Origin of the sequence: Acinetobacter bereziniae LMG 1003 = CIP 70.12 (assembly GCF_000368925.1) — a bacterium.
GTDB lineage: Bacteria > Pseudomonadota > Gammaproteobacteria > Pseudomonadales > Moraxellaceae > Acinetobacter > Acinetobacter bereziniae.
In genome coordinates this window covers 810,518-832,096 of record NZ_KB849756.1, presented here as the reverse complement: position 1 = coordinate 832,096, position 21,579 = coordinate 810,518, and the positions used below count along the sequence as shown (strand labels likewise).

Annotated in this window: 10 protein-coding genes; 8 read left to right on the top strand and 2 right to left on the bottom strand. The window is 37.5% G+C overall.

Translation table 11 applies throughout. From position 1 onward, the window contains the following. Positions 1–7 precede the first annotated feature (7 nt). Both F938_RS13870 and F938_RS13865 read left to right on the top strand, forming a co-directional pair. The gene (locus F938_RS13870) at positions 8–3,145 is read left to right on the top strand and encodes an SIR2 family protein (protein ID WP_005032630.1); all 3,138 of its coding nucleotides are present in this window, start codon (positions 8–10) and stop codon (positions 3,143–3,145) included. 29 nt (positions 3,146–3,174) lie between these two features. Further along, on the top strand, positions 3,175–3,753 hold the full coding sequence (locus F938_RS13865) for a hypothetical protein (RefSeq protein ID WP_005032627.1): 579 nt from the start codon (positions 3,175–3,177) through the stop codon (positions 3,751–3,753). Positions 3,754–3,821: 68 nt separating this feature from the next. On the opposite strand, the gene F938_RS13860 is transcribed toward F938_RS13865, so the two are convergent. Continuing rightward, on the bottom strand, positions 3,822–5,096 hold the full coding sequence (locus F938_RS13860) for a tyrosine-type recombinase/integrase (RefSeq protein WP_005032625.1): 1,275 nt from the start codon (positions 5,094–5,096) through the stop codon (positions 3,822–3,824). A gap of 333 nt (positions 5,097–5,429) precedes the next feature. On the opposite strand from F938_RS13860, the gene F938_RS13855 reads away from it, so the two are divergent. After that, positions 5,430–6,119 (top strand): hypothetical protein, encoded by a 690-nt coding sequence (locus F938_RS13855; protein WP_005032622.1) that lies wholly within the window; start codon positions 5,430–5,432, stop codon positions 6,117–6,119. Further along, positions 6,120–6,404: a hypothetical protein gene (locus F938_RS24755; protein ID WP_005032620.1), complete on the top strand. Its 285-nt coding sequence runs from the start codon at positions 6,120–6,122 to the stop codon at positions 6,402–6,404. Positions 6,405–6,416: 12 nt separating this feature from the next. Here F938_RS24755 and F938_RS24510 read toward each other — a convergent pair whose 3' ends face one another. After that, a complete protein-coding gene (locus F938_RS24510; RefSeq protein WP_162987725.1) occupies positions 6,417–6,593 on the bottom strand; it encodes a hypothetical protein in 177 nt (58 codons plus the stop codon). A gap of 233 nt (positions 6,594–6,826) precedes the next feature. Here F938_RS24510 and F938_RS13845 point away from each other — a divergent pair, with 233 nt between their 5' ends. From F938_RS13845 to F938_RS25020, 4 genes are all read left to right on the top strand, one after another. Further along, positions 6,827–8,572 (top strand): ShlB/FhaC/HecB family hemolysin secretion/activation protein, encoded by a 1,746-nt coding sequence (locus F938_RS13845; protein ID WP_005032616.1) that lies wholly within the window; start codon positions 6,827–6,829, stop codon positions 8,570–8,572. A 68-nt stretch (positions 8,573–8,640) separates the two neighbouring features. Beyond that, positions 8,641–21,108: a two-partner secretion domain-containing protein gene (locus tag F938_RS24750; protein ID WP_005032615.1), complete on the top strand. Its 12,468-nt coding sequence runs from the start codon at positions 8,641–8,643 to the stop codon at positions 21,106–21,108. Beyond that, positions 21,089–21,361 carry a hypothetical protein gene (locus F938_RS13835; RefSeq protein ID WP_005032613.1) on the top strand — a complete coding sequence of 91 codons (273 nt, stop codon included), beginning with the start codon at positions 21,089–21,091 and terminating at the stop codon, positions 21,359–21,361. Before F938_RS24750 ends, F938_RS13835 begins: the two co-directional genes overlap by 20 nt. A gap of 54 nt (positions 21,362–21,415) precedes the next feature. Next, positions 21,416–21,574 carry an HNH endonuclease gene (locus tag F938_RS25020; protein WP_010591123.1) on the top strand — a complete coding sequence of 53 codons (159 nt, stop codon included), beginning with the start codon at positions 21,416–21,418 and terminating at the stop codon, positions 21,572–21,574. The last annotated feature ends 5 nt before the right edge of the window (positions 21,575–21,579 follow it).

Sequence of the window (21,579 nt, the reverse complement as noted above, 5' to 3'; positions counted from 1 at the left end):
TAAAAAGATGATACCATATAAAATTGCGATTGACGCCTTTATACGATCTATAGATATTAATAAAAAAAGGCCGATTTGCTTATTATTAGGTGCTGGAGCATCAATATCTTCTGGTATGCCATCCGCAGAGCGTTGTATCTGGGAGTGGAAGCGTGAAATATTTATAACTAAAAATCCACTTCTAAGGGAAACAGTTGGAGAGTTATCTCTACAAGGTACAAAAGATCGAATTCAAAAATGGTTGGATCAAAGAGGAGAATATCCCATTTTGAATAGTCCAGAAGAATACTCTTTTTATGCAAAAGAATGCTATATCACAGAACAGGATAGAAGAAGTTTCTTTCAGCAATATGTTGAGATGGCTAAGCCGCATATCGGGTATAAATTATTACCACTGCTTGCTCAAGCAAAAATAATAAAAACTGTGTGGACTACAAACTTTGATGGTTTGGTTGCTAGGGCTTGTCATTCGAATGATGTTGTATGTATTGAAATTGGGCTGGATAATACCCAACGTATTACCAGACAACATAGTGAGGGCGAGATAAGGGTAGTTTCATTGCATGGAGATTATCGTTACGATGAGCTTAAAAATACAGATGAACAATTAAGACATCAGGAAGAAAATTTAAAAAATAATATTGAACATGAGTTACAGGACTATGATCTTGTAGTTATTGGTTATAGCGGTCGAGATAAATCTTTAATGACAGTTTTAGAAAATATTTTTTCTAAAACGGTTAAATCAAGATTATTTTGGTGTGGGTATGGTGAAACAATAAGCCAGCCAGTGATGGAGCTATTGGAACTAGCAAGAAAAAACAATAGGGATGCTTTTTATGTCTCAACAGAGGGATTTGATGACACCGTAGAGCAAATTTCTAGAAAATTATTGAATGACAACATGTTGAGTAAAGCATTGTCAATGCTACAGGAAATTCCTTGTATTGCTAAGAAGCCAGCTAAATTTACAGCTCCAGAAAATGATATTTCTTCACTTATTAAAAGTAATGCTTACCCTTTTGTTAAACTTCCTAGCCAGTTTCTTAAAGTTACATTGAAATATCCTGAAGGGAGCTTAAATTATATTGATTGGCTTAATAGTAAAGTGGACTTTAAAGAAGTAGTACTTTCAAAAATAGGAAAGGAAATCATAGCTTTCGCGGATGTTGATAAACTCAGGAAATATTTAGGAGAGTTCTATCTAAGTACGCCAACGGTAGTAAATTTTTCAAAAACTGATGTATTGAACGATACAAGGATTCAGTCTCTCATTAGACGTGGGTTAATCCAAAGTATTGTCAAAAATTTAGAGTTCAGTTCAGATCAAAATAAACGGATATGGAATCCAGATGTAAGTTCTATCGAATTTCACAATGGGAAAAAATATAAGATAATAGATGCTTTGATTCTAAATTTAAATTTTATTAAAGATGATATTTATTTAACATTTAAACCTGATTTGCTTGTATTAAATTTAGATGAATCTTTGCCTGATCATGATGTTGTAAAAACTATAAAGAATAAAAAATTCGGTTATCAACATAATAAAGAATATAGTCAGATATTAGAAAAGTGGGCAGATATCATTACAAAAAAAGACCTTATAGTCAGTGGTGGCGGTATATTTAATTTAGGTAAAAAGCCACTTTATGCTGGTTTAGTTAATTATGCTACACGAAAGCTTCCTACTGATTTCAATAAGCATGCAACTCAAAAAGGCTTGATCATTCAGGATGCAAAATTAATTTTTGGTTCAAATTCTATATCTAATGAAATATCTCATATTAACCCTTTAAAAGGATTAGTTGAAAATCGCCCTTGGGATTATAAAAATACCAGTTCTGGTTTATGCCCTGAAATTTGTATCAATGTAATAAGTACACGTCAGGATGCAGGGATTGTAAATAATCTTTTACGGGGAATTCATGAAAAGTCATTACCAGAAAAATCAGAACAAGATTATTTACATCCATTTCATGGATTTACAAATGCATTTGGCGTACCGATAACCTTTCCTAAAATAGGTGAAAATACATGGCGATTTGTAGATGAAGCTCTTTCAGCACAAAAAGCTATTGATAATGCAAAAAGTTTAGCAAATAGAATTTGTTATGAGCTCGATGCTTTGAAAAAATTAGAATTGCGTACGGGTACAGTTGTAATTATTTATATTCCTAAAAGATGGGAATTATTAACTTCAATAAAATCAGAACATGAATACTTTGATTTACATGATTATATTAAAGCATATGCCGCTCAGCAGGGAATAAGTACCCAATTTGTAAGAGAGAAAACGGTTAATAGTTCCCAAAGTTGTAGAGTGAAGTGGTGGTTATCATTAGCATTTTATGTCAAAGCTATGCGGACACCTTGGCGATTGGAATCTATAGATAATCAGACAGCTTTTGTGGGGATAGGCTACAGTATCAATAGGAACACGTATCCTGAAAACTCTAAAAGGATTGTTCTAGGTTGTAGTCATATTTATAGTGCTAGGGGGGAAGGCATGCAATTTCAACTTGGTCGGATAGAGAACCCTATAATTCACCATCATAATCCTTATATGTCTGAAGAAGATGCAAGGAGAACAGGTGAGAAAATTAGACAAATGTTTTTTGATGCAAAAATGCAATTACCACGACGTGTTGTGATACATAAGAGGACAGCATTCACAGCAGAAGAACAGCGTGGGTTTATACAAGGATTAGAAGGCGTGGAAGATATAGAATTGATCGAAATTAACTTTGAGGATTCTTTTCGATATTTGTCATCTAAATTGGTTAATAATAAACTAGAAATAGATGGTTTCCCTATTGCTAGAGGCACGGTAATTGTCCAAAGTTCTAATACAGCATTATTATGGGTGCATGGAGCTACGCCAAGTGCTCAAAATCCAAGTTTTAAATATTTCCAAGGAAAAAGAAGAATCCCAGTTCCATTAGTTATTAAACGTTATGTTGGGCAATCAGATATTAGCCAGTTAGCGAATGAAATTTTAGGTTTATCTAAAATGAATTGGAATACTTTTGATTATTATTCTAGATTACCTGTTACTTTGGAATCGGCAAATGACATTGCTAGAATAGGAGTTTATTTTAATAACTTTAGCCCTATGTCGTATGACTATCGGCTTTTAATTTAGTAATCAGTTATAGGAAACATGATTTAAATATGTCTCAAGATAGAGAAAATTTAGCCAAAGAAAAATTAATTGAGATGTTAGGTGATCTCTTCTATATTCAAGAAGAAGTTGCAGGGAGATGGGTTATTGATGACTCTCCTTTAAGATTGGATTTGCTACTCCGCCCAAATGAAAAAGCAAAATCGATGGGATTTGATGTAGACGCTATAGGTATTGAGATTAAAGATCCTCAAAGTAAGGAGAGTGTAAAAAAGTTATTAAACTGTGTGATGCAAGCATATACATATAGCTTTTGTGAGTTTGATGGGGTGCGTCCAGCGTTTATTTTGATTTATCCTGATATAGAGAAATTTTTTGACTACGATTGGCGTAATAAATACAACTCTGAATTTACGGAAGAGCCTACCAAACGTGAAAAAAATTTATTACGAAGATTGATGCAAAGAGCAAATGTTGGTGAACTCATAATTCAGCAGAGGGACTCAAAAAATTACGTTTTTAAATTTCATGGTGGCCCATACTTTTCCTCTACAAAAGGTCGTTCAAAGATAAAAGGTATCGGTCTAAATCGTTTTATTGGATCACAGAAAATTAGAAGTCAGGAATAGGTATAAAAAATAGTAACTAAATTTTGCGTAAAATATTTTTGTCTAGTTTCGTTTTTAACGAATGCAGTCTAATAAAACTGTGTACTACAGAATTTAGCCCAATCAGCCATTAAAGATTTACGTTTTTCAAGATAAGCTCCACGTAAATAAGCAGCTTCAACTTCATCTGGCAATTTATGGGCAAGCACGTGCTCACAGACTTCACGAGGATAATCAGTTTTGTCTGCCGACCAATCACGGAATGTTGATCGAAAACCATGTGTTGTAATTATTCGATTTTGTTTTGGATCAATATAGCCTAAGCTATTTTCTTTTATTTTTTGTTCATGCATACGTTTGATAAGAGTCGTTAATGACATGTCAGAAAGCATACTGCCGCGAGGAGCAGGGAATATGAAATCTTGAGGCTGGGAAAAATCTCGAATTGATTCAAGCAAATTGATCGCTCCTCGAGATAATGGAACACGATGTTCCTTTTCCGCTTTCATGCGTTCTTTAGGAATAATCCAGACCTTATTCTTAAAATCGATTTCCTGCCATTTAGCTCCAAAAACCTCACCAGACCGACAGGCAGTTAAAATTGTAAATTCCAGCGCTTTAGGTGAAATTCCTTTTTTCTGTCTCAGGTGGTGAATAAATTCAGAGACCTGATCATAAGGTAACGATGGGTGAGGGCGCGATTCCCGCTTTAAGTTGCCTAAGATTGGCTCAAGATTACCTTTCCATTCAGCAGGATTATCACCAACAAAATATCCCATGGCCTTAGCATAATCAAAAATGGTTTCTATACGACCACGAATACGTTTAGCTGTTTCGTTCTTCTCAGTCCAGATAGGTCTAAGAACTTCGGCAATATCGACTTTAGTAATTGTACCAATACTGATATCACCTAAAGTTGGGTAAATATAGGTTTCTAATGTAGAAGTCCACTGTCCAATATGCTTTTCATTTTTCAGTTCACGGGCTTTATTGGCAATAACGACTTTTGCACACTCAAGGAATGTTTTGTCACGAAGTTTCTGAACATACAGCTTTTCTAGTTGTTCTTGTTTATGAGCAATTGGATCAATGCCACTTCGTATTTGTAATCTTAATTCAGTTGCTTTGGCACGGGCTTCAGCTAAAGAAATTTCAGGGTAGGGACCGATTCCAATATCGCGGCGATGTGGTTTTAACTTCCCATCTTTATCCAGACGTTTTCCTACCACTGCACGCAAAATCCAGACACGGGAGTTACCTTCAACATTCAGGCAAAGGCCATCAACGCCCCCTACAGTATGTCGCCCAGTCTTCTTTATTTTTGATACACTGAGTGCAGATAGCTCTTTAGATTTCTTTGGCATGTCTTTATTTACCCCACAACCTACCCCTCATAAAATACTGGAAATGGTAGGATGAAACAAGATGTGTTAGGATGATTAAAATGTTAAAACATTGAAATATATATGTTTACAATATTGATTTGGATTGCTTAGGACTATTGTTAGACGGACACCGCTTCCGCCAAATATTAATGACAAAGCCCCGATTATCGGGGCTTTGTTGTTTCTGGGGTTTGGGTGGCGTAAGCATAAAATAATTTCAATGGGTTTATTTAGTAAGCCCATTTTCTAATATATTGTTGAGTATGTATTTATTAATTTATCTTTGATATTAAACTTTCATCATTAGGGTTATTGGAGAATAATTTAGATGGCAGAAGCATTTCACTATCTACCCGAGATACTCAGCCACTAGTCGATACCATTCCTTTGCTATGTCGTAGTAAGAAAGATGTTGTTTTGTTTTTTCGTGGTGCTGGAGTAGCTCAGGATGATCTTGGTGAAGTTGAGCGGTTAGTTGCCGTTAATAAATTCTCAATAACAAAGTATGAGATCGCTAGAAATATTCTTACAAAAGTCAATGCTCGTGGTGATAGTGCGCTTGGCACACGCCGTGAAATTATTAAGAGAGTTGTTGAGTTTGAAAGTTTTGAAACGTGTTGGGAAGGTGATCAATATAAAGCTAAAGGCTTAGTTACAACTATTCGGGAAGCTGTGGGTAAAAAAGATACATTCACTCGTATAAAACAAGAACGAGATGTTGAACGAGAAGAGCGTATGGCAAAGTCACGTGCAGAACGTGCCATAGCTACAAAAAAATCAGAGGATATTGATGCTATTAACCGCCGTCTTTCGGCATTATTCGGCTTGGATGAGAAGCCACATGAAAGAGGTAAGCTTTTAGAAAGCATATTAAACGATTTATTTAAATTTTATGGGATACTAGTTAGAGAAGATTTTCGCCGTAGAGATCCAGATACATCTATAGTAGTTGAGCAAATAGATGGAGTGATTGAATTAAATGGTCAGATTTATCTTGTCTAAATGAAGTGGCTTAATGCACCAGTTGGCATAGGCGAATTTTCACCACATCTAAGTCGCTTGTTTCTTCGTCAAAATGCTAATGGAATTTTTATTTCAGCAAATGGTTATGCCTCATCGGTAGAGTCTGTATGTAGAGATGCTCTTAGTCAAAAAACAATTTTTTTATGTTCATTACGTGAAATTGTTATGTTGTTACAACGCCAAGGCGATCTTGTGGATTTCCTCAGTAAGAAGTCAAATGCTGCAATTATTGATAAAAATCCATTTTTGGAGATTCTTTCATAAATTAGATTTAGTCTAATCATATCTAGTTTTCTCAACTAACTGTTGTTGAGGCATAGCAATCGCTTCCAACTCATCATAAGAAAGAATGGGTGGGAAAGCATCTACAGACAGTGCTGTAAATGTTTTATTCTTTCTGACTTCCTCAATACAATCCAATCGTTTAAGAAATTCTTTAGAAACCTTAGCCATATCAAGAATTACCACATTCAAGATCTTGCCTAAATGTCTAAAGGTGTTATTGAACATATTTCAATTATTAGAGGTCTAATCGACTCATTGTTGTTGTCAAAAGTGTGTAATTGTTAATCAAAATATACTATATAAGTCAAAGTGATTTGAGAAAAAATAATGAATTTGAGTATTTACAAAATGTCATAATTTAGAAATAATTAAATGTGAAATACATCACAATTACTATTGACATGAAAAATTTAAAATTAAACCAAATTTCTTTGGGTGTTTGTTTAATACTTTTGGGAACACTAACAAACGCGGCAGACCCACAATTTCCTCAAAATTTGGAAACAGATGCTACTCAACGTCAACAACAACGTGATGAAGCATTACAAAAGCAATTACAACCTGAACCTGTGGTACAGACGGGATTAGAAAAACAATTAATTACACAACCACAGCTACAATATTTACAGTCACATAGTGAAAAACTATGTTTTGACATTAAAAAGTTTGTATTGATTGGGGATGATGCCCGCCAATTTACTTTCGCGATGCGTCCCGTGATTCAAGGTGAGCATAATTTGATTGGTCGCTGTATCGGGGTGCAAGGTTTAAATCAAGCATTGGATTTGATTCAAAACCGTATTATTAGTCATGGCTATGTGACAACGCGTATGCTGTTGCCCCAACAAAATATCGCATCAGGTGAAATTAAGCTTCAAGTCATCGCTGGTAAAGTCGATCAAATTCAATTTGTTCAAGGAACATCTAAGCGCGCACACAAATTTAATGCGTTGCCTGTGCGAACTGGCGATATTTTAAATATTCGAGATATTGAACAGGGGTTGGAAAACTTTAAACGTGTACCGACTGTTGAAGCTGATTTTAAGATTAAACCTTCAGAACAGCGTAAAGAACCAGGCTATAGTGACTTGGAACTGGCATGGCAACAATCAAAACCTTACCGCATTCATTTAGGGATTGATGATGCAGGTTCAGATTCAACAGGTAAATATCAAGGAACTGCGACTTTATCTTTAGATCATCTGTTTACCGCAAATGATTTATTTTATGGCAGTTATAACCATGATTTAGGTGGTGGGGATTCTGGAAAGCGTGGGACAGATGGCTATTATTTAAGTTATAGCATTCCGCTGAAATACTGGATATTGAGTACCAGTTATAGTCAATCTGACTATAACCAGACGGTTGCAGGCGCCAGTGAAAGTTATAGCTATAGTGGGAAAAGCAAGCTCATTGGCGCAGATTTATCGCGTGTACTTTATCGAGATGCAAAACGCAAAACCACAGCCAGTGTCGGTGGTTGGTATAGAGAGTCACAAAACTTCATCAATGATGTAGAAATTGAAGTGCAGCGCAGAAAAACGGCTGGCTGGAAAGCCAGCTTAGATCATACAGAATATTTAGCCAATGCAACCTTAAACGGAAATTTAACCTATAAACGTGGAACAGGTGCATTTAATGCAATGCGTGCACCTGAAGAGGAATTTGGCGAGGCTTATACCCATGTTGGCATATTACAAGCCAATGCCAGCCTGCAAGTTCCTTTCAAGGTGGGCAATCAATCGTTGCAATATCTTGCTGAATGGCGAACCCAACATAGTCAAAAACCATTGACACCTCAAGACCGTTTTTCGATTGGGAACCGTTATACCGTGCGCGGCTTTGATGGTGAACAAACCTTATTGGCAGACAATGGCTTCTTAGTCCGCAATGAAATCAGTGGCTCGATGTCTAGACTTCCAATGCAATGGTATACCGGCATTGATTTTGGTGAGGTCGGTGGAAAAACTGCGCACGAACCTAATCCATTGTTGGGTACAAGTTTAATGGGGGCTGCCTTTGGATTGCGAGGTCAAATTTTAAAATCCGTCAGTTATGACGTTTTTGTTGGCACGCCATTGAAGAAACCAGCGCACTACAGAACAGACAATGTGACTACAGGGTTTAGTTTGAACTGGATGTATTAATCCATTACATCAAGATCCATATACAACTTTCGATATTGAAAAAACATTAAAAAATTAGGTCAGACATTATGAATAAGAACCGTTATAGAGTTATTTATAGCCAAGCGCGTGGAATGTTTATTGCAGTTGCTGAGATTGTAAAAAGCCGAACAAAAACAGCAGGACAATCACATGCTGTAGGTGAAATCGAAATAGAAGATATCACTGGTGCATCTTCAATCACCTATAAAAAGCTAAATCCAGTCAATTTTGCAGTGGTCAGTCTCTTAGGGGCAGCAATTTACACCTTGCCTATGGCGACGATCGCTGAAAGTCATATTGTGGCTGATAAGTCTGCACCAAACTCACAACAAGCGACCATACTTAATACCAGCAATGGATTGACTCAAGTCAATATTCAAACCCCAAGCGCTGGCGGTGTATCTCGCAATACCTATACTCAATTTGATGTGGGGCAAGAAGGTGCTATCCTGAATAATGCCCGAAACAATACCCAAACCCAATTGGGCGGTTGGGTACAAGGTAATCCATGGCTCGCCAAAGGTGAAGCCAAGGTTATTCTGAATGAAGTGAATTCTAGCAATCCAAGTCAGCTCAAAGGCTATTTGGAGGTCGCAGGTAAACAAGCTCAAGTGGTCATTGCCAATCCATCAGGTTTGGTCTGTGATGGCTGTGGCGTAATTAATGCAGACCGCTTTACCTTAACTACAGGTCAGGCGGTGATGCATCAAGGCTATCTTGATTCATTCCGAGTACGTGAAGGGCAAGTCACGATTGAAGGAAAAGGTTTAAATGGAAGCTTAACCCCGTATACAGATATTTATGCGCGCGCTTTAAATGTCAATGCAGGCTTATATGCCAATGAATTAAAAACGGTATTGGGTCAAAATGACATTAATGTTCAAGACCCATCTGTACCACAAATTGCCAAAGCCACGAGTGGTGTTAATACAACATCTCAGCCTAACTTTGCCCTTGATGTTGGTCAATTGGGTGGTATGTATGCTGGAAAAATCTATTTGGTGGGAACTGAAAATGGTTTAGGTGTACGTAATGCAGGTTCAATCAATGCGACTACAAGTCAACTGAGTTTGAATGCCAATGGTGATTTGATCAATACGGGTAATATGATTGCTAACAAAGATCAAATTATTGTTGAAGCTCAACAGGTTAAGAATAGTGGCAATATCAGCAGTACCCAGCATCAGATCCAAATTCAAGCTGAAAATATTCAGAACAGCGGTTTGATTGCGACCAATGATGAAATTAAACTCAAAGCGCAAGCCAAGATTGACAATAATGAGGGTGTCATCAATGCTGGGCGTATTGATTTTACTGCACAAAACTTAAGCAACAATAAAGGTAAAATTGAGCAAACAGGTCAGCAACAGCTGAATATTCATGCAAAAACTTTAGACAATACTCAAGGTTTGGTTGGACAGGCGACGAAAGAGAGTAGCGGAACAGGTGGAACATCAGGCGGAACAACAACGCCGAGTGTGACGGATCCAGAGCAACAGTCTTCCGCACAAGATTCGAGTAAAGTTGAAGTTGCGCCAATAGATTTAACACCAAAAACTTTCGAAGCAGGCAATATTCAGATTGCGCAAGACATGAGTAATATTGAGGGTGCAATTGTTAACAATGCCGACATTAGCTTAAATGTACGAGACAGTATTAAAAATAATAGCGGTGAAATTCAACTGCCTGAATTGCAATTTAATGGACAAAATTTCGAAAACCAACAAGGTAAATTGACGGCTAAAGTGATAAATATCACGGCACAGCAGGTAGATAACCAAAAAGGCTTGATTGATGCCAATCAAAGCTTTGATCTCAATGCAGTTCAGCTGAATAATACACAGGGACGTGTGCAAAGTGCTAAGGCTTTCAATTTAAATTCAACAGAGATTAATAACAACCAAGGTCAAATCCTTGCAGTAGATAGATTAAGTTTAAACTCTAAGACCACCAATAATTCACAAGGTGTTATTGGTTCAGTCAACGCGGATGCTGAGCTTTCTATCCAAACTTTAGATAATCGTCAGGGAGAGATTTCTGCGCAAAATGTTCAACTCAATGGACAAAGTCTAAATAATCAGCAAGGCACAATTCAAGCGAAAAAGGCAGATCTAACGATCAATGTTGATCAAATTGATAATGGTACGACGCAAGATTCAGCAGGTCATTTGATTGCTGGGCAAAATCTCAAATTGAATGCCTTGCAGTTACAAAGTACGGGACAAATTTATGCTGGCAATAGTGCTGATTTAACAGTGAATCAGTTGCAACAATATGGTCAGCTTGCGGCACTAAATAAAATCAATGTTCAATCAAATACGATCACCAGTGATAAAAATGCGGTATGGGCTGCTGGATTGGATTCAGAAGGGAAACTGAGCAATGCTGATGCCACATTGACTCTTGATGCACAAAATGTACAGATTGCAGGTAAGATTTTATCAGGCAAACAAATTCAAATTAAAGCAGCTCAAAGCACAGACTTAAGCCAAAGTGAAAGCCAAGCGCAGAATATCAATATTGCAACCACTGAATTGAAGACCAACAATGCCAAAATCATTGTAAATCAACAATTGGATTTAATTGCAACACAAAATATTGACAATGAAAAAGGGCAATATAGCGCAGAACAGATCAATCTCAATACAGTACAACTCAATAACGACCAAGGTTTAATTCAACACACAGGTAAAAATGATTTTATTCTGGATGTGGCAAATCGGATTGATAACAATGCAGGTCAGATCATTACTAATGCCGACAATACTGAAATTAAAACCAACACTTTAAATTCCAAAGCGGGTGAAATTTTACATGCGGGTGATCAACAGTTAAAAATCACTGCAAAAAACCTACAAGGACAACAGAGTAAGATCCAAAGTAATAGCCATCTAAAACTTGATCTAGGCATTACCAATTTAGATCAAGCGCTTACTGCCGCACAAAATATTGATTTAAAAGCAACTGAGCTCAGTCATCAACAAGGGCAACTAATTCAAAGTGATGCCAATGGGCAATTGAATGTGAATGTTGCGCAAACATTGAATAATACCTCTGGTGTGATCAGTGCTGCTGGTGATGCTCAGCTCAATATATCGAAGCTGAATAATCAGCAAGGTGTGATTCAAACACTTGCTGACAAAGACCTAAAACTGGTGACACAACAACTCGATAACCAGTCAGGTAAAATTATTGCAGGACGTGATGCAGTTATAGCAACAACTCTATTGAATAATGACACAGGTACTGTCTACGCAGCAGGAAAATTTGGACTGCATGCAACACAAGATGTGTCTAACCAACAGGGTTTAATTGCTGCAAAACAGCACCTTATACTAGATGCAAAAAATCTAAATAATCACAAAGGTCAGATTCAGACTGAATCTGGTGATGCGAATCTCATCATTGCTGAAACTTTAAACAACCAATCTGGAAGTATTCAAAGTGCAAATGCACTTAATATCATGGCTGCCCAAGTTGAAAACCAAGCTGGGCAACTGCTTTCAGGTACCGATACACAACTCGAAGTCACAGATTTGAATAATCAATCTGGGACAATTTACGCTAAGAAACAACTGGATCTCAATGTCTCAGGTACAACTGACAACAGTGCAGGTACCCTTGCAGCAGAACAAAATCTAAACCTAAATACACAGCACTTATTGAATCATGTAGGACAAATCCGTTCAGAAAATGCCAATTCCAATTTAAGAATTGTTCAAGATATTCAGAACAACCGTGGCTTAATCTCAGCAGCAAAAAATCTGAATCTAAAAGCGCAGAACGTTACATCACAAAAAGGTAAAATTCAGTCGGGTGCAAGTGCCGATATTCAACTGAACAACTTAGATAATACTGAGGGTGTGGTTTACGCTGGTGAACAATTACAACTTTCGGCAACAACTGAGCTAAACAATACTCAAGGTGTTGTTGCTGCTGAACAATTGACTGATCTCATAGCTGGTTCTGTCATCAATAATGCAGGACAAATTCGTTCACAACAAGATCAACTTAAACTGAATGTGCAAAAGGATATCAGTAACCAAGCGGGAGAAATTTCGGCAGGTAAATCTATTGATCTGAATGCACAAAATCTCAGCAACCAAAAAGGTAAAGTGATTGCAGGACAGGCGCTTAATGCAACGGTAAAACAAGTTGATAATACTGATGGTACTGTTTACGCCAAAGATCAATTACATCTCAATGTTGCAGATCAACTCAACAACCAATCTGGTACTATTGCAGCCAATCAACACGTACAAATACAAGCCAATAGTATTCACAATACCGCAGGTAAAATCCGCTCAGAACAAAATAAACTCACTTTACAGGTTCAACAGGATTTAGATAACCAAAAGGGAGAAATCTTTGCGGGTACAGATGCTGATATTCAGGCGAGTGGAATCGATAACCAAACAGGCACGATTTATAGCAAAAATCAGTTGGGTTTAAACGCCAAGCAACTGAACAATCAGCAAGGGCAGATCTACTCAGAGGATCAAGCGCAAATTGATGTTCAAGGGGATATTCAAAATAATAATGGCGTATTGCTTGCTGGAAAAAATTTAGATATTCAAAGCCGCCTTTTAGATAATACTGAAGGTACGATCAGATCAGAAAAATCAGATATTTACATTGCAGCACAAGGACAGTTGCTTAATCAAAAAGGGGATATTTATGCAGCACAAAATGCAAGTTTAAATAGTGTTGGTTTAGATAATACAGCTGGGCAGATTGCGACACAGAATCAGCTCAGTATTGATACCCAAAAACAGCAGCTCAGTAATCAAAACGGTAAAATCATTGCCAAAACTGTAGATTTAAAAACAGGCAAATTGGATAACCAAACAGGTTTAATTCAGGCTGAACAGTCAGTTAAGATTGATACACAACAAAATGCCTTGCTGAATAATAATTCAGGTAACAATGCTGGAATACTCAGCCAAGGTAGTCTTGATCTGCTCAATATTACTCAGCTTGAAAATACTCGTGGTTATATTGCGGCAATTGGTTCAGCCAACATTGCTGCGCAGAATATCAATAACAATAGCGGTCAAATCAATAGCCAAGCAGACTTAAACATTCATCAGCAAACATCGGATGGGCGTATTGATAACCTTGCTGGGCAAATTCAGGCACAGCAAAATGTCAGTTTAAATTCGGATACGATCAATAACAGTGGTGTAGGCAGTCATATTGTTGCAGGTGAAAAACTGACCGCAACCGCTAATCAATTCATCAATGCACAGACCAAAGATAGCACTGTACTAGGTGGGCTTGATGCTAAAAATATTGAAATCAATGCACTAACTCTCGATAACCAAGCTGGTGTGATTCGCGCCAGCGACAATGCAATATTGAATATCAACAACCAATTGAGCAACCAATTGGGTTCAATCAGTAGTTTGAATACACTTAGCATTGGTACAGTGAATAAGACGCTGAATTTAAATAATACAGATGGTGAGTTACTCGCAAAAAATCAACTCAATCTGAAAGCCAATGAATTGATCAATAAAGGTAAGATCGTCAGTGAGGGTAATGTCGATATCGACTTAAAGCAAAGCTATACCCATACCCAAGCAGATCAAATTTCTGCGAATGGCACACTGAAACTCAGTACAGAACAGGATTTAATCAATCAGTCTGAATTGACAGCAGGGCAAAAAGTTGAACTCAATGCAAAAAATATTCAAAATCAAACAGGTGCGAGTATTTCATCGAATGAGACGCGTCTGATTGCACAAGATACCCTACACAACCAAGGCTTAATCAATGGTGAGCTCACCCATATTCAAGCCAATCGTGTTTGGAATGATGGTGCACGAATTTATGGTACACATGTTGCGATTCAAGCCAATACTCTGGATAACAAGTCCAACTCTTTCGGTACAGGCGCTGTGATCGCATCACGCGGTGATATGGATTTAGGGATTCAAATCTTAAACAATCAGTCAGGTGGCGTTGTTAAAGAAAGTGCTAGAGACAATGCTTGGATCTTCAGTGCAGGAGATTTAACGATTGGGGGCAAATTAAACCCTGATTTAAAAGCCCAAGGACAAGCACATACTGTCAATAATTTAAGTGCACGTATCGAGTCATTGGGAGATATGACCCTTATTGCAAAAAATATTAATAATATTAATCAAAATTTTGAAACAAAACTCGTTCAAATTGGTGGGGTAACTGACAAAATTTATATCCAGCCTAAAGACAAAACGACAAAGATCCCAGTAGAAAATTTATATTGGAAAAATTGGAGTCGTGCAGGGCTATATCGTTATGATACGACGCCAAATGTGTTGCCTGAAAATATTAAACTGGGTGAAACGCCGATCCCGAATGTTGAATCAGTCAACTGTGTTGGAACTGGAGATGAGCAAAGTTGTAATGTTAATTACAAAAAGTCAGATCCTGTATGGGCATATTTTAATATTACACCACCATCAACAGATGCACCTGAAGCGCCAACCTTAGTTCAACCTGTTCCCCCAACAGGACAGTCAAGTTGTGAAGTTGGTTTAGGTTATGATGCTGTTGCATGTGCAGCATATCAAACAGCGTATACGCAATACCAAAAAGATCAGCAGACTTATGATCAAGCGCAAGCCCAATATAAAAAGGATTTAGATGCATGGAGTTCGAGTGACGAAACTGCTTATCAACAATTAGATGAGGCAATTCAAGCCTATAATTTAAAATTTGATAATACGGAAATAAAAGCATGGACACAGTACGAAGTTAAAGAAACCAAGTTTGAAAGTCAGGTTGTGACTTCTGCTCCAGCAGAAATTATTGCTGGTGGTGATCTCAATATTTATGCTGATGCTTTTAAAAATGATAAGAGTTATGTACTTGCTGGTGGAAAACTCAATGCTGAGCTTGCACAGGCTGTAAATAATATTGATGGTAAAGGTCAGCAAATACTCAAACAATCTGGGATCAGTACATATACTTATTCGAATTGGCGTGGCGGTTTTAAACGCTATCACGAACGTAAGTGGAATAAGTCACAAACCTATAATCCTGCAGATGAAATTAAAGAAATTGATTTGCCTGTGAATCAATGGTTGGGGAATGTTAAAAATCATACCTCAAATCAGAATATTTCAGCGGTGAGTACAGGCAATCATGCAACTATCACCACAGATACTGTTAATACCCCAGAGCAATTGGTAGATCGTCAACAACAAAGTCAACAGGTCGATATAAATGTAAATGCTGGGCAATCCGTTACTGCAAATGGTCAAGAAACAAATACACCCAATACACCTGATCAATTAGATGTGAACTCTGGAGAAAAAGCGCAGGTCAACTCACAAGCGCAAAATCTTCAATCTCTGGATTCTGCTGAAAAATTACAAGCAAATGCAGCGCAAACAACAGGGGTCAAAGGTCAAGGTGATCTTGAAATCCGTAGTGTATCTATGGACTTCATGAGCTTGCCAAGCAATGCACTTTTTAGTACGAATACAGAGAGCCAATCAAAATATTTAGTAGAAACCGATCCAGCATTTATCAACTATAAACAATGGTTGTCTTCGGACTATATGTTAGATGCGATGGATCTTGACCCAGCATTGAAACAAAAACGCTTGGGAGATGGCTATTACGAACAACGATTGGTTCAAGATCAAATTGCGCAATTGACAGGATTTAGATTTTTACAAGGTTATGCAAATGATGAAGCCCAATATAAGGCTTTAATGAATAATGGTCTAACCTTTGCTAAAAATTATAATTTACGTCCTGGGATTGCATTGACGGCTGCACAAATTGCACAACTCACCACTGATATTGTGTGGTTAGAAGAAAAAACCATTAAACTTGCGGACGGTACAACGACCAAGGCACTGGTACCACAAGTCTATGTAAAAGCCCGTGCAAGTGATTTAAAGGGTGATGGTACCTTAGTCAGTGCAAATCAGGTGCGATTGAATGTACAAGGCGATGTACTCAATAGTGCGACAATTGCTGGACGTGAAGCATTACAAATCTCAGCAGATAGCATCAATCAACTCGGTGGGCGGATGCAGGCGAACCGTGTTGAACTCAATACTACTAAAGATTTAAATAATATTGGTGGAACGATTAAGGCAATTGATTCAGCAAAACTTAATATTGGCGGTGATTTTAACCAACATAGTACAACTCAGAGCACTGTGAATAATCTCGGTGCAAGCGTATTTACGCGTGAGGGCTTTGACCGTCAAGCCGGGCTTTATGTTGGTTCGTCTTTAAATTTAGCAGATTACAAGACAGATCCGTTAAGTACTACTTTGGTGATTAATGTTGGTGGCAATACTTCATTAAAAGGCACTGAAATTATTAACCTTAATGGTTCGAGTCTGCTTAAGACGCAAGGAAATCTCAACATAGAAGGTGTAAATACTTCTGTGAATAATCGTGGTTATACCAATAAGGATAACTACAACTATGATAAAAAACAGCAAGATATTGGTTCATTCATTCAGAGTGCTGGCGATACACGTTTTCAAGCTGAAAATATATCAGTGAAAGGTTCACAAATTTCTAGTGAACAAGGTTCAACGATACTTTCAGCACAACAGAAGATCGATATTTCTGAGGGTCGAAAACTTTCAGATTCAGAGACTGCCTATAAAACCAAAGACAAGAGTACATTTAGCACGACTACAGAGAAAGGTCGCGTACGAAACATGAGTAATGAAGCGATTGCTAGCACAATTGATGGTAAAAATGTCATTCTTGATGCCAACAATATCAATATTCGTGGCAGTAATATTATTTCAGATGAACTCACGCAGATTCAGGCGAAAGAGAATGTTAGTATTACGGGTGCTGAAAATAAATATTTAGATTATTCAGAGTCGAGCGTTAAAAAATCTGGGTTGATGTCGAGTGGTGGGATTGGTTTTAGTGTAGGTTCAAAGAAAGAGCTGACAGAACAACAAAATACCCAATCGACCAACACAGGTTCAATGGTTGGCAGTTTAAATGGCAATACCAATATCATTGCAGGCAAAACTTACCAACAGACGGGAAGTACGGTTTCCTCACAAAATGGCGATGTAAATATATTGGCACAACAAGTCAATATTGAAGCTGCAAAAGAACAAAGTACCCGTGATTATAAATATGAAATGGAGCAAAAGGGCTTAACCCTTGCTGTGAATGTTCCAGTGGTCAGTGCAGTGCAATCCGTAGTGGATTCAAGCAAGCAAGTGGGTCAGAGTAAGAATGATCGTGTCAATGCCATGGCAGCAGCCAATGCTGGTTTTGATGCTTATAAAGCGGGACAGGCTTTAGGCAAATTACAAGGTGCACTGTCGGATGCAAGTAAGCTGAATGGAAATGTCGAAGTCAGCGTAAGTCTGACTTACGGAGAGCAGAAAAATACTCAATTTAGTCAGACACAAAGTAGTACAGCCAGCCAAAGTCAAGTTTATGCAGTTGGCAAAACCAATATTGTTGCCACAGGCGCAGGTGAAAAATCCAATATCAATATCATTGGTTCGGATGTTGTGGGTATGCAAGGGACTCATTTGGCAGCCGATCATGATGTCAACATAAAAGCGGCTGAACAAAAAACCATTGAAGCGTCTGGCAACAAGAGTGCAGGTTGGAATGCAGGGGTTTCAGTCAGTAATCAAACAGGGTTTGGGGTCACTGCTGGAGGAAATCTTGGAAAAGGCAAAGGCAATGGGACAGACACCAGTTATGTGAACAGTCATATTGGTTCTAAAGACAGTTCAACCACGATCAGTAGTGGAAATGCAACCAATATTATTGGTGGTCAGGTACAAGGTAAAGGTGTACAGATTGATGCCAATGAACTAAATATCGAAAGCTTACAAGACAAAGCAACCTATCAAAGCAAGCAACAAAATATCTCAGGGCAAGTTAGTGTCGGAACCAATGGTGCTAATGCATCAGGCAGTTTTAGTAAGTCGAATGTAAATGCCAATTATGCATCGGTAAACGAACAGTCAGGAGTTTTCGCTGGAGATGATGGTTATCAGATCAAGGTGAAGAATAATACTGATTTGAAAGGAGCGATCATTACCTCGACACAAACTGCTGAAAACTTAAAGAAAAATATTTTGGATACAGGCACATTGACGCATTCAGATATTCGTAATGTCAGTGAGTATGATGCCAAAGGTATTAGCTTAAGTGCAGGGTTTAATGCAGGCAAAAGCGATGAAAAAGGTGGTAAAACCCCTGATACTGTACTTTCTACACCAAACAAAATTGATCAGCATGCATCCACGACTACAGGTGTAAGTAAGTCGATCGGTTTTGGTTTAGACAGTGATAAAGACAGTAGTGTGACCAAGAGCGGTATCAATACGACAAATATCACCATTCGAGATGAACAAGGTCAGCAAGCATTAACAGGTAAAACCGCTGAGCAGATCAAGTCAGACATCTTGACCAGTGTGACAACAGATACAGCCCGAGAAAATAGTGGTGCGTTAAAAAATAACTTTGATAAAGACAAGGTTCAAAGTGAAATCAATTTGCAGATGGAAGTGACGAAGAAGTTTGGAGAGAATGCGCCTAAGGCTGTAGCTGACTATGCACAACAACAAGCATTAAAACAAAGATTACTTGGAAATGAGGCAGAAGCAAAAAAATGGGATGAAGGAGGAGTTTATCGAGTTGCAATGCATACAGCTATTGGTGCTTTAAGTACAGGTTCAATAGAAGGTGCTTTAACAACAAGTGGTATTGCAGCAGCTGCACCTACACTAAATAAAATTCAAGAAAATATGGTCAAAACATTGACTGAAAAAGGAATGAAAACTGATAGCGCAGAGGCAGTTGTTAACGGTGTAAGCAGTTTGGCACTATTTGGTGCAGGAACTGTGGTTGGATTAAATACGTCAATTGTAGGCACAGCAGTAAATGTCGATTCAAATAATCGTCAGTTGCATCGAGAAGAAGTTAATCTCATTCAAAAGCTAGCGAAAGAATATGCAAAAGAAAAAGGAATTAGTGAAGATGATGCGAAAACAATCTTAACCCGAGGCGCTTTATACAATATCGATGAAGGGTGGAAAAATAGTATTGATCGGAGTCTATCTGAATCAGAAATATCAAAATATCAAGAAGGCTATCAATATTTACGTGCTAAAACTGCCAACACTTCTGTAAGTGATTTGAATAGTGATGGGTTACCTAACTTAGAAATCACTGCACCAAATGGTGGTGCATTTCCAACGATTCGAGTCGAGGCAACAAGGGATACATATGCAGGTCATTTAACTGATTCTGAAATAGAAAAGGCTAAAACTTATATAGATACTGAGGGTAAAGGTTTTACTGCATCGCCAGATGATTTTAAAAATAAAGATGTATTTCTAACAAATACTCTTGGAGGAAGTGCGGATACAAAATCAGCAAATTACAACGATAAAAAAGAGTTTATTCAGGATCATGGGGCAATTAAAAGTAGTGAACTTGGTCTTGGTGATCAATTACTTCAACCATTAAAACGTGATGCGGGTACAGCTGTAGGAACTGTTGAAGGATTAAAAACAGGTATCGAAGGTGCTGTAGAAACAGGATGGAATATATTAAATGGGATTGTTGATTTTGTTGAAAAACCTGCTGAAAGTACTCAAAAGGCGATAGATACAACAGCTACGGTTATTAAAAACGCCCCAGAAATTGCGCAAAAAGTTATAGATGCTGAAGCGATTAATAGAGAAAAATACACGACCACATTAGATCTATACCAGATGCAACAAGATGACTATGAGAAAGCGAGACTTGAAGCACAAATATATGGTGAGTTGATAGGTGGAGCTGGTATTGGTGCAGTTGGGAAGAAAGCGACTACTGAAACGGGTAAAGCCCTGCAAGAAGTCGTTAAAAACGTCGATGATCATTTAACACCAAAACCTGCAACGGTAGCTGGGACACCTGATGTCAATGGTGGAGCAACTACCATGACTGGAAAGCCCGATGCAAATGGAGATGTAGGAAAATCTGAAGTTATTGGGGCGACTATGGCTGTGGGAAGTGATTCAAATAAAAATAGTGGTCTTAGTGATTTAGAATCAAAGAGTAATTCTTCAAGTAGTACTACTATTCCTAAACCAAAAATTGATATTACTGATGAATTTATTTTCAAAAATCAGAATGGAATTATAACCATGAGGTATGGGAATCCTGAAGGTGTAGCAGGGATAATTGTTAATGTTGATAAAAATGGTATTTTAGGTTTTGATATAAGATCAGCACCTGATCATCCTTATATGAATGCATCTGGTGTTGATATGTTTAGTAGTGCAATTCAACGTTTGAATCAGGAGGGTATACAAGTAAATAAAATACGTGGGGCATGGATTTCAGGAACCGATAGTGTTAATACAGCACAATATTCTGCTAATTTAGCAAAAGGTATGTCACCTAATGATGCTGCACTAAATACTTGGACAGGAAAAATTGCTCAAAGACATGGTTATACAAAAGTTGAAGAAATTGAAAGCAGTGGAGGAGTAACATATGTCATATTCGGAAAATAGTGAATCTTTTAATGAAATATTAAGTGGTAAAAGGCCAAGTGAAGTATTCAATTCATTTCTTTTAGAGAATAATATTTTAGATAAATATGACTTAGCAGATATGTTTTTAGCTCATTTTACAATGTTAGACAGCAAAGTTTTACCATTAATATGGAATTGGAGAAGTATAAAATCAATAAGAGGAATAAGTGATGAACAGTTTGATGAGCTAATTATTGAAAATATGAAGAATTCTGGTTATGAACTCCCTTAAAATACTATTTTTTTAATGGATTGCTAAAATTCTGAATTTTCATATAGTCAATTAGTGCAATTGCGTTTAGGAGAATCTCAAATTGATGGTTATACATGGGACCACAATGCTCAATCATCACCAAAAAATATGCAATTAGTTCCAGCTGAATTTCATTCGAATAAAGCTGTACCTCATACAGGACAAAATTCTTTATCAAGTGGTAATAATTAAGGTAG